Here is a 17,219-nt window from a genome sequence, read left to right on the forward strand (position 1 = left end):
TTTGAATGTGATCCTTGACGGTGGCGGATACGGGCGGCAGGTTCCCTAGCGAAGGGTCGCGATCGCCAGGATACGCGCCTTGGTGCGGAGGACGTGTTCGATCATGAGGCGCTCGGCCCCCTCGCCATCCCCCGCGCGGATCGCCGCCAGCAGGTTCTCGTGATCGGTCTGCGACTGGACGATGTGCGGCGGGACGGTCGCCGCGATCTGGCGCGCGCGGGGCGGCACGTGGGCCGCGACCGTGGGCGACACCCGCACCGCGTCGCCGAACACCGGATAGAGGATCGTCATCCGCATGGCGTGGCGCAGCACCAGGTTGTTGGCGGCGTGATGGATCCGGCGGTGGAAGATCCAGTTGCAGTCGTACCACTCGTATTCGATGGCTTCGGACCACTCGCCGCGATCGACGATGGCGCGGCCGCGCGCCACCAGTTCCTCCAGCGGCTGGAGCCCCTCCTCGGTCCAGCCTTGCTCGATCGACAGCCGGCAGGCCAGGCCCTCGATCCGCGCGCGCACCTCGATCGAGTCGTAGATGTCGCCCAAGGTCACGGCGCGGACGGTGTAGCCCCGGTTCATGTTGTAGAGCACCAGCCCCTCGGCCGAGAGCACGGCCAGGGCGCTGCGCACCGGCGTGCGCGAGACGTCGAGCTGGGTCGCCAGGGCCTCGGCGCGCAGGCGCGTGCCGGGCGCGATCTCGCCGGTGACGATCATCTCGCGCAGTCGGGTCAGCACCGTATGGGTGGCCGGCTCGGTGTTCTGGGGATCGGCCAAAGCCTCGGCGCCGTCCGTCATCTTCGCCCCCGCCATCGCATGCTCCGAGAATCTTCCTGTCGCCCCACGGTGAGCGATCCCCCGGAGCGATACAATCATCCGGCGCCGCGCGTCCCCCTCATTCAACCATCCGCCCCCGGCCGATCGCCGACGGAGACCTCCACGTGACGCCCAGCATCTTCCTGAATCCGGCCTTCCTCGGCCTGGCCATGGTCGTGACCTTCATGACGCTGATCATGACCAAGCGCATGTCGGCGATCGCCGCCCTGCTGCTGGTGCCGATCCTGTTCGGCCTGATCGCGGGCGCCGGCGCGGGGCTGGGCCCGATGATGATCAAGGGCGTCCTGCAGGTCGCCCCCACCGCGCTGATGCTGGCCTTCGCCGTGCTCTATTTCGCGATCATGATGGACGCGGGCCTGTTCGATCCGCTGGTGAGGAAGGTGCTGGCCACGGTCGGCGAAGACCCCGTGCGCATCGCCCTGGGCACCGCCGTGCTGGCGACCGTGGTCTCGCTGGACGGCGACGGCACCACGACGGCGCTGATCGTCATCACCGCCATGCTGCCCGTCTATCGCAAGGTCGGGATGAATCCGTTGATCCTCGCCACCCTGCTGGGCTCGACCAATTCCCTGATGAACTTCGTGCCCTGGGGCGGACCGTCGGCGCGCGCGGCCAGCGCCGTTCATGCCGACCTGGCCCAGGTCTTCCTGCCCCTGCTGCCGGCGATGATCGCCGGGCTCGCCGGCGTCTACGGCCTGGCCTGGCTGTTCGGCCGGTCCGAGCGTCGGCGCCTGGCGGGAGCCGCGCCCGGCGCGACGATCGCCGCCCCGCCCGTCGTCGCGCTCGACACGCCCGCCGACAAGGCGGCGGAGGCCCTCCGCCGGCCCCGGCTATTCTGGCTGAACCTCGTCCTGACCGTGGGCCTGCTACTGGGGATGATTCTGAGCCTGGCGCCGCTGCCCGTCCTGATGATGGGCGCGTTCGCCGTCGCCGTGACGATCAACTACCCGAACCTGCGCGAGCAGAAGGCGCGGATCGCCGCCCATGCCGACAACGTCGTCAACGTGGTGGTGCTGATCTTCTCGGCCGGCGCCTTCACCGGCATCCTGAACGGCACGGGCATGGCCGACGCCATGGCCACCGCCGCCCTGTCGGTCATCCCACCGAACATCGGACCGTTCCTGGCGCCGATCACCGCCCTGGCCAGCATGCCGCTGACCTTCGTGATGTCGAACGACGCCTACTATTTCGGCGTAGTGCCGGTGATCGCCCAGACCGCCGCCCACTACGGCATCGCGCCCGAGGCCATCGCCCGCGCCTCCCTGATCGGACAGCCGGTCCACGCGCTCAGCCCGCTGCTGGCGCCGATCTACCTGGCGTGCGGCCTGCTGGGCGTGGACGTCGCCGACGCCCAGCGGTTCGCCCTGAAGTGGGCGGTGCTGATCTGCCTGCTGGTGCTGGGCGCGGCCCTCCTGACGGGAGCCGTGCCCCTGGTCGCCGGCTAGCGGCGGCCTCGACCTCCGGAGCCGCTAGAAGCGGACCCGGATATCGAGGCCGGCCGATTGAGCGCGGATCCGGTCGCCGAACTCGCGGTCATAGCTGAAATGCACCGACACGCGGTCGTCGCCGATCACGTGGAAGTCGACGCCGGCCGTATAGGCGCTGCGGTCCAGGATCGTGCCGACCCGCGCCGCTTCGGACGCCGGATTGGCCCCGACCAGGCGGAACGGCATCTCGATCCGGTCGGTCGTGTTGAAAAGACCCCCGACCCGGAACGCCACCGCCGTCTGGCTGCGCACGCCCTGCCGCATCACGAAGCCCAGCGTCACCTCCGGATTGGCCGTGCCGATGAACTGGGTGTGCGAAGCGCCGCTCGCGCCCAGGCCGCCTAGCCCGCCTAGCCCGCCCTCGGCGAACTTCTGCTGGTGCAGGCCGGTCGCCCAGACGTTCAGCGCCGGACGCACGAACAGCCGTCCGTTCTCGACCACATAGGCGAAGCGCGCGTCGGTGCGCAGATAGCCGCTTTCCGGCTGGGCCTCGGCGCGTCCGGGCCCGAAGACCTCGACCGCGCGCGTGGTGTCCATCCACTGCCAGCCGCCGGACAGCGAGAAGGCCATCTCCGCCGAGCCGTGGGCGTGATCGCTGCGTTTCTTCAGGCCCAGGCCGGCGTTGAAGCCCTGCCCCTCGGCCAGCGAACGCATGTCGTCGACATCGACGCGGTCCAGGCGCTCGTATCCGACCGCCGCGGCCAGCGACCAGTCGCCGGCCAGCGGACGTTCGAAGCCGCCGCGCAGGCGCCCGCCCTCGACCTTGGCGCCGAGGGTCTGGGCGTCGGCCTCGCCGCGTGAGGTGACCCGCTCGATCGTCGTCCAGGCGCATTTGCCGTCCAGGCCCGCGCCAGGACTGGCGCAGTCGAACAGCTGGCTTGAGAAACTGTTGGCCGAGTACAGCTGGCTGCGCAGCGGCGCCAGGTAGGGCTCGGGATTGAGCTCGCCGAAGATCCGCGAATAGATCGCCTCCTGGCCGGCTTCCAGATTGCCGATCAGGGCCATCAGACGGCCCATGCCGCCGGAGTCTCCGGCCTGGATCGCCGAATTCATGTGTCGGCCCAGCGCCTGGCCGTTGTCGTTCAGGAAGCCCTGGTCGAAGTGCGGCGTGAAGGCCAGCTGGACGCCGGCCGCCCCCGTCACGACCCGGTAGTCCATCGCCAGGGTGTCGGCGATCTTCAGGCCGTTGTCGACCGCCGAACCGGAGGCGAACAGGGTGACCGGCTTGGTGTCCTGCAGCCAGGTGAGCGTCACCTCGCCCATGCCCGCCACGCTGGCCGATCCCGTGACGTCCACATGGTCGGACGCATAGGGTCCGAAGGCCACGTCGAAGGCCATGCGGCCGGTCGAGGTCTGGACGAAGTCGCCGTCGATCGCGACCGTGTTGATCACCCGCAGCCCGTAATAGGGATTGGCGGCCGGATCGCCGAGATCGTCGTAATTGGCGAACTGCGCGCCGCCGGCCAGGTCGATCGGCGTACGCGGCGCCGACAGGCCCATCAGGAAGTCGCCGCTGTTGGTGAAGGCGCCGCCCGGGATCGCGGCCGGCGACAGCGAGAAGGCCGCCATGCGGGCCGAGGCCAGGCGCACCGTCGCGGTTTCCCGCAGGACGATCGAATGGGCGGCGATGAAGGTCGCCCCGTCCTGGTTGACGAAACTATTGTCGCCGCCGCCCAGATCGACGTCGCCGACGACCACGCCCAGGTTGTCGACATGATCGTCGCCGCCCGAGGTCCGGATGGCCAGGTTCGAGGTCGCCGAGACGTGCCCCGTGTTGACCAGGGTGTTGTCGGCGCCGCCGTCGATCACGACGCCCGCGCCCGTTCCCGAACCGCCGCGCGTCACGCCGCTCAGGCTGATGTCGATGTCGCCCGCGCCGCTGGAGCCCTGGCTCTGGGCGAAGACGGCCACGCCGTCCGCGCCGACCGCCATGATGTCGTCGGCCAAGTTCAGCGAGATCGAACCGCCCGCCCCTTCGCCGCCGGCCGCGCCCTGATGGACGTCGTCCACCCAGCCGCCGCCGCCGCCCAGGCTCTGGACCGCGACGCCGTAGGCGCCCGCCCCCGTCGTCAGCACGCCGCCGGTCTGGGTGAAGGCGATGTCGCCGCCGCCGCCGATATTGTCCTGGTTCAGGCTCACGTCCGTGACGCCGCCGCCCAGCACCGCCCCGCCGCCGCCGCCGATCGATTGCAGCAGCACGCCATGCGCCCCCGCGCCGGCCGTGACGATGACGCCGTCCTGGTCGAGCGTGACGTCGCCGCCGTCGCCCGCCGCGCCCGCGGTCGCGCCCAGGCTCGCCGCGCCGCCGGCGGGACTGGTCAGGTTGACCACGCCGCCGCCAGCGCCGATCGACTGGACCAGCAGACCCGCGGCGTGATCCCCCGTCGTGACGATCGCGCCGTCGAAGCGGGCGGTGACCGCTCCGCCCGAAAGGTCCGTGCCGCCGGCTGAGCCCAGGCTCAGGGTCGGGGCGACCGTCGCCGCGTCCGCGCCCGTGACGACCACGTCGGCCACGCCACCGCCGCCGCCCACGCTCTGCAGGATCGCGCCGGCGCCGAGCGCGCCCGTGGTGGTGATCCGGCCCTGTTGGTCGCGGACCACCGCGCCGCCGCCCTCGTCGGTCCCGTTCCGGCCGCCCAGGGCCACGGACACCGGTCCGACCGACGCGCCCTGCGCCACGTCCACGGTGACCACCGCCCGGCCGCCCCCGCCGCCGATCGACTGGTCCAGCACGCCCGGCGAATGGGCGCCGTTCATCAGGATGTCGCCGGCCTGGCTGTTGTCCAGGTCGCCGCCAAGGTTGCGCGCGCCGTCGATCCCGCCCAGGGCCACGTCCACCGCCAGCGGCATGGCCTCGCCGCCGACCTCGGTCAGCGGGTCGACCGCCAGGGCCGACAGGGTCGACACGTCGTCCTCGGGCGTGGCCGCGACCTCGAGATTGACGCGCAGCACGCCGCCGCCGCCGCCGATCGACTGGTTGAAGATGCCGGCCGCGTTGGCGCCGCCCACCTGGTACGTGCCGCTCGAGACCAGGAACACCGAGCCGGCGTTCATGTCGGTCGCGCCCTCGGCCCCCGCCCGCGCGGAGACCCGCGGATCCGCCGTCGCGGCGGGGTCGTTGGAGCCGCCGATCGGCAAGCCCTTGCGGCCGTAGACCTGTGTGATGTCGAAAGCCAGTTGGCCGCCGCCGCCGTTGATGCTCTGGAGCACGATGGCCTGCGAGCCCTCGCCCAGCGTGGTGATGTCGCCGGACTGGACGACCGCGACCTCGCCGCCCTGGCCGCCGTCACCGGTCCCGACCGCGCCCAGTACGGCGTTGACCAGGCCCGACACGGCGATGACCCCGGCGTCGATCGAGGCCGAGATCGCCGCGCCGGCGTTGCCGCCGCCCCCGCCGATCGACTGGGCCACGATCCCGTCGGCGTTGTCGCCCAGGGTGACGATCGAGCCGGCGTTCTCCACCAGCACGTCGCCGCCGTTCCCGCCGTCGCCGCCGATCCCGCCCACCGAGATGGCCGGCGAGGACGTTTCCTTGCCGAAGTCCAATCCCAGGGTCAGCACCATGCCGCCGTTGCCGCCGCCGCCGCCGATCGACTGGGCCAGGATTCCGTGCGCCCCGTCGCCGCTGGTGCCGATGACGCCGTCGTTCTGGACGGTCACCTGGCCGCCGGTATTGCCCGAGCCGCCCGCGCCGCCGATGTTCAGCGAGGCCGCGGTGGTGCCCTTGCCGCTCGTGATGAGGTTGATCGATCGGATGGAGCTGCCGTTGCCGCCGCCGCCGCCGATCGACTGGGCGAAGATCCCGTAGGACTCCTTGCCCTCGGTGACGATGAGGCCGGACTGCACGTCGTCGGTGACCGGGCGGTTGGTGACGATGACGTCGCCGCCCGTGCCGCCGGTTCCGCCGGAACCGCCGATGTTCAGGGCCGTGCGCGTGGTCGCGCGGTCGCCTGAGCTGATCGTGGCGCCGTCGTTCATGATCCCGGCGTCGCCGCCGCCGCCGCCGATGCTGTTGGCGGAAACGCCCGACGAATAGTCGCCCTGCGTCCAGATCAGGCCGGTGTTGACGACGTCGACCGCCCCGCCGGTCCCGCCGGTCCCGCCCGAACCTCCGATGTTGATGAAGGCCGAGATCCGCGAGGCGGTCCTGGCGCCGGCGCCGCCCGTGTCGGACGATGAGCTCATCGTCGCGCCGCCCACGCCGCCGCCGCCGCCCACCGATTGGGCTCTTATGCCGTCGGCGAACTGGCCTTCGGTGACGATCTGGCCCGCGTTGAGGACATCGACCGCGCCGCCGACACCGCCCGCGCCGCCCGAACCGCCCAAGGCGATGCTCATGGCTCCGGCCGAGGAGTCGCTCCGGGCGGCCTCCACCGGCCTGGCGATGGTGACGGTCGCCCCACCCACGCCGCCGCCGCCGCCCACGCTCTGGGCCAGGACGCCGTCGGACCGGTCGCCCGAGGTCCAGATCAGCCCGCTCTGGGTCAGATCGACCGCGCCGCCGTCGCCGCCGGTCCCGCCATCGCCGCCCAGCACGATCTTGCCGGTGAAGGTGCTCATGATCAGGTTCAGCGCCATGCCGCCCGCGCCGCCGCCGCCGCCGACCGACTGGGCCAGCAGGCCGCGGGCCTCGTCGCCGCGCGTGACGACCTGGGCCTCGCTGGTCACCACGATCTGGCCGCCGTCGGCGCCCAGGGCGCCTTGCAGGCCGATGGTCATGCCCGCTTCGTAGACCTGTCTTTCGGTGTCGCTGCCGGTTGCGGTCTGAGCCCCGACCGAGATCGCGCCGCTCTTGCCGCCGCCGCCACCGATCGACTGGGCGTAGAGGCCGCCGGAGCGGTCGCCGGTGGTGTCCAGCACACCGCTGATGTCGATAGACAGGTCGCCGCCGGCCCCGCCGGTTCCGCCTTCGCGGCCGATCGCGATGGCCAGCTTGTTGCTGGCTCCAAAGGCGAAATTGCTGTTGAGCATGGCGTTGCCGCCGCCGCCGCCCAGGGACTGCACGATGATCGCGTCGGAATCGTCGCCCTTGGTGACGATCGAGCCGTCCTGGACCAGGGTGATGTCGCCGCCGTCGCCGCCCGAGGTGGGGTCGCCGCCCAGCGCCAGGGCCAGCGCCGTGGTCTTGGGAAAATAGCCGGCGCCGATGTTGTAGTTGGCGTTGCCCCCGCCGCCGCCCTGGGACAGCACCACCAGACCATCGGAATTGGCTCCGTCGGTCGAGATGTCGCCGCGGTTGGTCACGTCGACCTCGCCGCCGTCGCCCGAGGCGCCGCCGTTGCCGCCGATGGCCATCGACACCGCGAGGCTCTCGCTGGTCGGGGTGTTGGCGTCCACACCCGCGGTGGAGAGGCCCAGCACCGCGTTGATGCCCGCGTCGCCGCCACCGCCGCCCGTGGACTCCACATAGACGCCGATCGAGTTGTCGCCGAACGTGACGACCGAGCCGGCCCGGACCTCGTCGTCGTCCGGGTCGCCGCGCACCACGGTGATGTCGCCGCCATCGCCGGCCGCGCCGCCCGAACCGCCGACGCCGATGGTCAGCGGGCTGCCCGACAGCGCCACCACGCCCGTGACGTTGATGCCGCCCGAGCCGCCGCCGCCGCCGATGGCCATGACGGAGACGCCCTTGGCCCCGCCGGTGAAGTCGGCCGAGGCCAGGCTGGTCTTGCCCGCGGCGTCGGTCACGACCTTGGCGTTGACGATCACGTCGCCCAGGCTGACCAGCGAGATGTCGCCCGCGTCGGCGCCGACGCCGCCGTTGCCGCCGATGCCGACGCCCAGGGCGTAGCCGCGCTCCTCGCTGCTGCCGTTGGTGGCCGAGAGCGTGACGTTCAGGCCGCCGTCGCCGCCGCCGCCGCCGATCGAGCGCACCAGCACCCCGCCGGCCTCGACGCCCTGGACCCAGACGTCGCCCGTCTGGACCACCGAGACGTCGCCCGCGACGTCGCCGTTGCCGCCGCCGCCGCCCACGCCAAAGGTGATCACCGGCTCCGAGCTGTCGGAACCGCCCTTGATCCCCCCGGCGATGTTGATGCCGCCGTCGCCGCCGCCGCCGCCCAGGGACTCGACCAGCAGGCCGCGCGAACGCCAGCCGTGGGCCGAGAGGTCGGCGTCGATCGCCGCCGTGACGTCGCCGCCCTTGCCGCCGCCGCCGCCGAACCCGCCGACGCCCAGCGTGGCCGAGCCGTCCAGCGAGAAGCTGCCCGAGATGTTGATCGCCCCGTTGCCGCCGCCGCCGCCGATGCTCTGGATGGCGACCGCCGATTCCGTGTCGCCCTTAGACGTGATGACGGTGCGCTCGTCCTGCGTGCTCGCGATGGTCGCCGTGACCTCGCCCGCATCGCCGCCGTCGCCGCCGAAGCCGCCGATGCCGATGGCCGCCGCGCGGCCGGCGCTGTCGGAGCCGCCGTTGATCACCAGGTCGCCGGTGACGTTGATCCCGCCCGAGCCGCCGCCGCCGCCCAGCGACTGGACGACCACGCCGCTGGAGCCCATCCCGTTGGTCTCGCCCACGGCGCGACCTTGCGCGTCAAGGACGTAGCCGGTGGTGACGTCCTCGCCGGTCGTGACGCTGCCCGTGATCGTGGCGGTCACGTCGCCCGCATCGCCGCCGCCGCCGCCGAAGCCGCCGACGCCCAGGCCGAGGCCCAGGGAGTCGCTCTCCAGGCTGACCGAGATCGTGCCGGTGACGTTCAGCCCGCCCGAACCGCCCGAGCCGCCCACCGACTGGACGTTGATCCCGTCCGAGCGGTGGCCGTCGGTCTGGGTGGCGCCGGTGAGCGTGGCGGTGACGTCGCCGGCGTCGCCGCCTGCCCCGCCGAAGCCGCCCAGCCCCATCGCCACCGTGCCCGCGTCGCCCGAGGCGATGTTGATCGCGCCGGTGACGTTGATCGCCCCCGCGCCGCCGCCGCCGCCCAGCGACTGGATCAGCGCGCCGATGGCGTCGTCGCCCTCGGTCCGGATGTCGCCCGTGAGGCTGGCGGTCACCGCCGCCCCGTCGCCGCCGCCGCCGCCGAACCCGCCGACGCCCACGCCGATCAGGCCGCTCTGCACCTCGGCCGCCGTCACCGACAGGCCGCCGGTGACGTTCATGCCGCCCACGCCGCCGCCGCCGCCCTGGCTGACCACGGCCACGGCGCCCGCGCCCCGGCCCTTGGTGTGGACGTCGCCCGTCAGATCGGCGAGCACCGCCCCGGCGTCGCCGCCGCCGCCGCCCAGGCCGCCGACCCCGACCAGGACCGAGGCCGCGTCGGTGGCGATCGTCACCCCGCCGGTGACGTTGAAGCCGCCCGCCCCGCCGCCGCCGCCCTGGCTCTGCACCAGAACGCCCGTGGCTTTGACGCCCTGGGTGGACACGTCGCCGACGATCGTCGCCGACACCGCGCCGGCGTCGCCGCCGTCGCCGCCCGAACCGCCGATCCCAACGCCGACGTTGTGGGCCGTGTCGGCCGCGATCGACAGCTGGCCCGCGATGTCGAAGCCGCCCGAACCGCCCCCGCCGCCCACGCTCTGGGCCACCACGCCGCGCGAGCCGTAACCCTTGGTGTAGGCCGCATAGTTGGAGTCGCCCGTCCCCGAGGCCGCGTTGCTGGCCATGACCAGGGTCACCTCGCCGCCTGAGCCGCCGTCGCCACCAGAGCCTCCGACGCCCACGCCGATATTGGTCGCCGCGTCGGCGGTGATCGACATCTGGCCGGTGACGTTGAAGCCGCCCGAACCGCCCCCTCCGCCCACGCTCTGGGCCATGACGCCGTCGCTGTCGCCGCCCTCGGTCAGGATCTGGCCGATGATGTCGAGGTCGACGCTCCCGCCGTCGCCGCCGCCGCCGCCGGAGCCGCCGACGCCCACGCCGATCGCGGCGCCGCCGGCCGTGGCGATCGTGGTCGTGCCGGTGACGTTGAACGCCCCGGCCCCGCCGCCGCCGCCCACGCTCTGGGCGGTGACGCCGGCCGAGCCGCCGCCCGCCGTCTCGACGTCGCCGTGGACGGTCGCCTGGACGGTTCCGCCGTCGCCGCCGTCGCCGCCCGAACCGCCGACGCCCACCGCGACGCTGGCGCCCGACTGGCCGGTGACCGACAGCGCGCCCGCGATGTCGAAGCCGCCCGAACCGCCGCCGCCGCCGGCGCTCTGGGCCAGCACCCCGCGCGAGGCCGCGCCCTCGGTGTGGGCCAGGACGCCGCTGTCGCCGGTCCCCGAGGCCCGCTGGCTGGAGGCCGTCAGGGTCACCGCCGCGCCATCGCCGCCGCCGCCGCCCGAACCGCCGACCCCCACGCTGGCGCCGCCGCCGCTGCCGGTCGATGCATTGACGGCACCCGAGACGTTGAAGCCGCCGTCGCCACCGCCGCCGCCCAGGCTCTGGGCCACGATGGCGTCGCTGAATCCGCCCTGGGTCGAGGCTCCGCCGGCGACCTCCAGCGACACCGCGCCGCCGTCCCCGCCGCCACCGCCCGAACCGCCGACGCCCACCGAGACCGTGGCCGCCGAACCGCCCGAGGCGCTGAGGCCGCCCGCCACGTCGAAGCCGCCGTCCCCGCCGCCGCCGCCCACGCTCTGGGCCTTGATGGCGAAGGCCCGCTGGCCCTCTGTCGTGACCAGGCCGGTCAGGGCGGCGGTCACCGCCCCGCCGTTCCCGCCGCCGCCGCCCGAACCGCCGACGCCCACGCTGACCGCGCCCGCCACCGAGCCCGAAGCGCCCAACGCGCCCGAGACATTGAAACCGCCGCTGCCGCCACCGCCGCCGACGCTCTGGGCCAGCAGGCCGTGCGAAAGGTCGCCCTGGGTCTGGATGTCGCCGGTGATCGTGGCCAGCACGTCGCCGGCCGAACCGCCGCCGCCGCCCGAGCCCCCGACGCCGACGCTGACCGCGCCGCCGCCGTCGCCCGCCGCGCCGAGAGCTCCGGCCACGTTGAAGCCGCCATTGCCGCCGCCGCCGCCCACGCTCTGGGCGGTCACCGCGTCGGCGTCGCCGCCATAGGTGACCGCGGCCCAGGTGGCTTCGGGATCGCCGCCCGCCGCCGCGCCGCTCTTCATCGTCAGGGTCACGTCGTCGGCCGCGCCGCCGCCGCCGCCCGAACCGCCCACGCCCACGCTGGCCGCGAAGGCCGCCGTGCCGCTGACGCTGAGATCGCCCGAGACGTTGAAGCCGCCGTCGCCGCCGCCGCCGCCCGTGCTCTGGGCCAGGACCGCCTCGGCGCCCTCGCCGAAGGTCAGCACCACGCCGTTGACGCCCAGCTTCACCTTGCCGCCCGAACCGCCGCTTCCGCCCGAGCCGCCCAGGCCCACGCTGGCCGCCCCGCCGATCCCGCCGCTCAGGGCCGCGTCGGCGCTGATGTTGAACGCGCCCGAACCGCCGCCGCCGCCCACGCTCTGGGCCACGACGCCCGCCGAGTCGTCGCCCAGGGTAGCGACGACGCCATCGACCTGGGCCTCGACCGCGCCGCCGGCCCCACCGCCGCCGCCCGAGCCGCCCAGGCCCACGCCGAGCGAGGCCGCGCCCGTGCCCGATGCGGCCAGCGCGCCTGAAATGTCGATCCCGCCCGAACCGCCGCCGCCGCCCACCGACTGCACGACCACCGCGTCGGAGCGATCGCCCAGGGTGGTGATCAGGCCCGACAAGGTGACCTTGACCGTTCCGCCCGCGCCGCCCTGACCGCCCGAGCCGCCCAGGCCCACGGTCAGGGCGTTGGCCGAGGCGATCTCGGCCGAGGCCGCGCCGGAAATGTTGAACCCGCCGCTGCCGCCCCCGCCGCCCACGCTCTGGGCCAGGAAGCCGCCGGACTGGTCGCCCTCTGTGTGGATGTTGTGGGCTGAGGCCTCGACCGCGCCGCCGCCGCCGCCGCCGCCGCCCGAACCGCCCAGGCCGACCGCGACGGCCAGGCCGCCGCCCGCGCCGATATCGACGCCGCCGCTGATGTTGAACCCGCCCGAGCCGCCGCCGCCGCCCACGCTCTGCACGATCACGCCGACCGATTGGTCGCCATAGGTGACCACGTCGTCGCCGATGTCGGCGACCGCGCCGGCCCCGTCGCCGCCGCCGCCGCCCGCGCCGCCCAGGCCCACGCCGATCGTCCCGCCGTTGGTGGCCGACAACGACAGCGCGCCCGAGACGTTGAAGCCCCCGCTGCCGCCGCCGCCGCCCACGCTCTGCACCAGCACGCCCACCGACTGGTCGCCACCGGTGGTGACCACGCCGCCCGTGGACCCGTAGGCGTCGCCGCCGTCGCCGCCGCCGCCGCCCACGCCGCCGACCCCGACACCGATCGCCGCGCCGGACACCGCCGCGGACAGGGACCCGGCCACGGCGAAGCCCCCCGCCCCGCCGCCGCCGCCCACCGACTGCACCACCAGGCCCGTCGAACGGTCTCCCGAGGTCGTGATGTCGCCCCCGACATAGCCCGACACCGAACCGCCGGCGCCGCCCGAGCCCCCGGAACCGCCGACGCCGGCCGAACCCGCGCCGGTGTCGCCCGACGACACAGCCATCGCGTCGCTGATCGCGTAGCCGCCGTCGCCGCCGCCGCCGCCCACCGACTGGATCAACGCCCCCTTGGAGTCGTCCTTGTGCGTGGTGATCTTCCCCTCGAACGCCGCGCCGACCGCGCCGCCGTCGCCGCCCGAGCCGCCTTGCCCGCCCACGCCCACCGACGCGGCCACCGCCGCCGCGACGCCGCCCGCGCCGGAAAAGGCCAGGGCGTAGCCGCCGGTCCCGCCGCCGCCGCCCACCGACTGGGCCACCAGGCCGGTCGAGAACCGTCCGTCGGTGTCGATCGAGCCGCCCGAGAGGATATCGACCTGGCCGCCGTCGCCGCCGCCGCCGCCTTGGCCGCCGATCCCGACCGCGAACGCCGCGCCCGCCGGTTGGCTGGCCGCGACGGCCAGGCTCAGGGCGTAGCCGCCCGCCCCGCCGCCGCCGCCCACGCTCTGGGCGAAGATCCCTTCGGCGTTGTCGCCCTTGGTGGTGATGCTGGCCTCGCCCTCGATCCAGACCGCGCCGCCCTTGCCGCCGACCGAGCCGTCGCCGCCGATCGCCGCGCTGGCGCCGGCGCCGTAGCCCACCGTCAGGGCGCTGGCGAAGCCGCCCGCGCCGCCGCCGCCGCCCACCGACTGGGCGAAGATCCCGCGCGAGCGGTCGCCCTCCGTGTCGATGGTCGGGTCGACGCTCACCGTGCTCCCGCCGACATTGAGCGAGATCGGGACCAGGTTGACCCTCACCGCGCCGCCGTCGCCGCCGCTGGCGCCCTGGCCGCCGATCGCCGCCCCGGCGAACACCGAGATCGACGACGCCGTGCCCCCGCTGCCGCCGCCGCCGCCGATCGACTCGGCGAAGATGCCGTTGGAGTCGTCGCCCTTAGTGTGGATCGCCCCGCCGTGCGTGACCGTCACCGAGCCCGACTTGCCGCCGATGTTCCCCGAACCGCCGATGGTCAGGAACACCCCGCCCGACGAACCGCCGTCGCCGCCGCCGCCACCGATCGACTGGGCCTGGACGGCGCTGGAATGGTCGCCGGACGTGTTGATGGCGCCCGTGTTGCTCACCGACACGTCGCCGCCGTCGGCCGCCGCGCCGCCGTTGCCGCCCAGCGAGACCAGGCCGCCCGCGTCGCTGCCCGCGCCGCCGCCGCCGCCGATCGACTGGGCCAAGACGCCGCGCGCGAAGTCGCCCTCGGTGGTGATCCAGCCGGCGTTCTGGACGGTCACCGTCCCGCCGTCGCCGCCCGAGCCGCCCTTGGCGCCCAGGGCGACCAGGCCGATCGAATAGCCGCCCGCCCCGCCGCCGCCGCCGATCGACTGGGCCATGATGCCCGTCGCGCCCTTGCCGTAGGTGTGGATCGACGAACCGGAACCGGTGACCACCGTCACCGTCCCGCCGTCGCCGCCGGCCCCGGCCACCGTGTCGCCCAGCGAGACGATGCCCGCGCCGTCGCCGGCCGAACCGCCCGAGCCGCCGATCGACTGGGCGATGATCCCGTAGGCGTCGTAGCCGCTGATGTCCTCGCCGGCGGCGTTGAAGTCCCAGCCGGACTCGTCGCCCGTGACGATGGCCCCGTCGTTCTCGACATAGACGCCGCCGGCGTTGCCGCCGGTGCTGCCCGACGCGGCGCCGGCCACGATGCCGTAGCTGGAGCCGCCCGTGCCCGCGCCGCCACCCAGGCTCTGGGCCGAGATGCCCGCCGAGCCGTAGCCGACCGTGTGCAGATAGCCGCTGTTGTAGACCCGCACGTCGCCGGACTCGGCGGCCGCGCCGCTGACCGCGCCGTCGCTCAGGCCGTAGCCGTCGCCGCCGTTGCCGCCCGTGCCGGCCCGGCTCTGGGCGAAGATCGCCGCCGCGCCCTTGCCGGTGGTCACCACCTGGGCCTGGTTGGTCAGATCGACGTCGCCGCCGGCGCCGGCCTTGCCGCCCCGCCCGCTGATCACATAGCCGTAGCCGTTGCCGCCCGTGCCGCCGCTGCCGCCCTGGCTGAGGGCGAAGATGCCGGCCAGCTTGTCCGTCGCGGTCTTGATCGGACCGTCGGCGGCGTAGACGGTCGCGGTGACGGTCTGGCCGTTGCCGCCGTCGCCGCCGTTGCCCGGCTCCTTGCCCACGGTGACGCAGCCGAACCAGCCGAAGCAGATGCGCACGCCGCCGCCGTCGGCGCCGTTCTTGCCGTTGGCGCCGATGCTGGAGAAGATCCGGTTCCCGATGTCGCCCGCGCCGCCCCAAGAGGTCAGGGCGCCGTTCGGGTCGGTGGAGCCGGTGGAGCCGGCCGGCGGGTTGACCAGCGGCGTGACCAGGTCGAACGCGACGACGTTGTTGGACGCGTCCTTGACCTTCAGCTTGGGATGGGCGGGATCGGTGTTGTCGACCGACTCCACGGTGTAGGTCTTGCTGGTCCCCGCGGGGTCCGGGGTGCCGTCGTCGGGATGGTTCCCCGTGCCCTGGTCGGCGACGGTGAAGGTGGTGCCCGCCGCCATCGGCACGAGGATCAGGTTGCCGCTTTCGGTGCGGACCGTGATCGCGTTGACGATCTCGGCGATCTCTTCCTGCTGGCCGGTGGCCGGGTTCGTGATCAGGTCGTCGACGTGATAGGCGGCCGTCGGGTTCGGCGGCGGCGCGGGATCGGCCGCCGCCAGGGTCGGCGCGGCCGCCGCGACCATCGCGGTCACGGCCACGGCCAGGCGGCGCAGCTCGCGGCTCAGCCGCTTGCCGATCGTGTTCCGTCGGCCCACGGGCGCGGCGATCTCGACATCGGCCTCGACGGGGATCGGCGCCAGCCGTTCGGCCAGGATCAGGAAGCCGTCGTGCAGCGCGATCAGGTCGCGATTGCGGCTCTGCGACAGCAGGCCGGCGATTTCGAGGACCTGGGTCCGCGCCGAGGCGCGGTCGGCGTTCGACAGGTCGCGTGCGGCGGCCAGCTTTTCCAGCCCGCGCAGCATCAAGGCGATCTTGGCGCACGCCGCCTTGGGAGCCGCGGCCACGCCCGGCATGGCGTCGTTCTCGTTCTCGGGCGTCGGCGCTTGCACTGTCTCTACCTTTTGTCGCGCTCGGAAATCTTCCGCCGGCGCGCACGGCGGGAAGCGGTCCGTCGACGCGCTTCGTCCTTCAGGGATGGGGTGGAGTCCGGTCGCGACGGTCGGTCACGAGGGGTCAGGATCGCGACCTTGGACGCAGCCTCCGCGTCGGCTTGCGCGGGAGCTCAGGCGCAAGTGTTTGCGAGGCGACCATCTTGGCGACGCTCAGTACTGGGGCGGGCGAACCCAGGAGCGGATTGTTGCTAAGGCCAAAGCGTTCCCCCACAAAAGTGTTGACTGAATTTAACTACTTGTGGTTACGCGAGTTGGCATGCTTCAGCTTACCCATTGCGTGTTTTTTTCGGTGACACCGGAGTCCAGCCGTCGCGCCCGCCCCGGGCGGCGAGCGTGAGCACGGCGTCGCCGACATCGGCCCCCGCGGGGGCGGCCCAAGACCTCCAGCCGTGGGAGGTCGCCCGGGCGTCCCTCGGCTACATCCGCGACATCGTGCGGATCACCCGGGGCGACCGCCATTTCCTCGACGCCCTGATCTTCACCGTCGCGCTCGACGCGAACATGACGCCGGTGACCCGGGACCGCAGCCTGCTGGCCGCCTATGGCGGCGCGGAAGTCTCCACGCCCGACGAACTTCGGCGTCCCGTCAGCATCAACGCGGTGGCCACGTCGCTGCGGCTGCCCTTGGAGACCGTGCGGCGGCGCTTCCTCAACATGTCCCGCGACGGCCTCTGCATGATCGGGCAGCAAGGCGTGATCATCCCGCGCGCGGCGGTGACCTCGGCCGTCTACCTGGCCGAGCAGCGCGCCCGCTTCGACCGCACCCGGGGCTTCTACCAGGCGATGCAGGCCGGGGGCGCCTTGCCGGACCGGGCGGCGCGCGAGGCCTCGCCGGCGACGGGCGAACCGCTGGTGCGGGCCGCCAACTGGGCGGTCTCGGAATACGCGCTGCGGATTTGTGGCGAGCTGGTCGCCCTCACGGGCAATGTCGTGAGCAGCATCGTCCTGCTGGACCTGGTGCTGGCCAATATCGACCAACTGCCGCCGTCGGCTCTGCCCGACTGGGGTCGTGATCCCGAGCGCTTCGGGCGGCCGGTCAGGATCGGGGCGCTGGCGGGTCCGCTGCGGGTTTCCGGCGAGACCATCCGGCGGCACCTTCTGACCTTGGAGACGCTCGGCTTCTGTCGTCGCAGATCAGGCGGTCTGGTCGCGGTCGCGCCCGACTCCGCCCGGCCGCAACTGATGCGCATCGTCGAGACCAACAGGACCAACAGCGCACGCCTGTTCGCCCGTCTGGGCCAGCTGGGCGTCCTCGACGGCTGGGACGCCGCGATCGCCTAGAGCGTTCGCGTTTCCCCCGACCCGGCTCGGCGATCCTGCCCTGCCGCCCGGATC

The 17,219-nt window shown here is 73.6% G+C and carries 4 protein-coding genes; 2 read left to right on the plus strand and 2 right to left on the minus strand.

Annotation, left to right across the window (positions count from 1 at the left end):
* Positions 1–45: 45 nt before the first annotated feature.
* On the minus strand, positions 46–792 hold the full coding sequence (locus tag BR39_RS0118920) for a GntR family transcriptional regulator (RefSeq protein ID WP_029915073.1): 747 nt from the start codon (positions 790–792) through the stop codon (positions 46–48).
* Positions 793–935: 143 nt separating this feature from the next.
* Here BR39_RS0118920 and BR39_RS0118925 point away from each other — a divergent pair, with 143 nt between their 5' ends.
* A complete protein-coding gene (locus BR39_RS0118925) occupies positions 936–2,276 on the plus strand; it encodes a CitMHS family transporter (protein WP_231499506.1) in 1,341 nt (446 codons plus the stop codon).
* Positions 2,277–2,300: 24 nt separating this feature from the next.
* Here BR39_RS0118925 and BR39_RS25440 read toward each other — a convergent pair whose 3' ends face one another.
* Positions 2,301–15,821 (minus strand): autotransporter outer membrane beta-barrel domain-containing protein, encoded by a 13,521-nt coding sequence (locus tag BR39_RS25440; protein ID WP_035018676.1) that lies wholly within the window; start codon positions 15,819–15,821, stop codon positions 2,301–2,303.
* A 396-nt stretch (positions 15,822–16,217) separates the two neighbouring features.
* Between BR39_RS25440 and BR39_RS25445 the strand changes: the two genes are divergently transcribed.
* Positions 16,218–17,165 (plus strand): DeoR family transcriptional regulator, encoded by a 948-nt coding sequence (locus BR39_RS25445; protein WP_035018677.1) that lies wholly within the window; start codon positions 16,218–16,220, stop codon positions 17,163–17,165.
* Positions 17,166–17,219 lie beyond the last annotated feature (54 nt).

It is taken from the genome of Caulobacter sp. UNC358MFTsu5.1 (assembly GCF_000712075.1).
GTDB lineage: Bacteria > Pseudomonadota > Alphaproteobacteria > Caulobacterales > Caulobacteraceae > Caulobacter.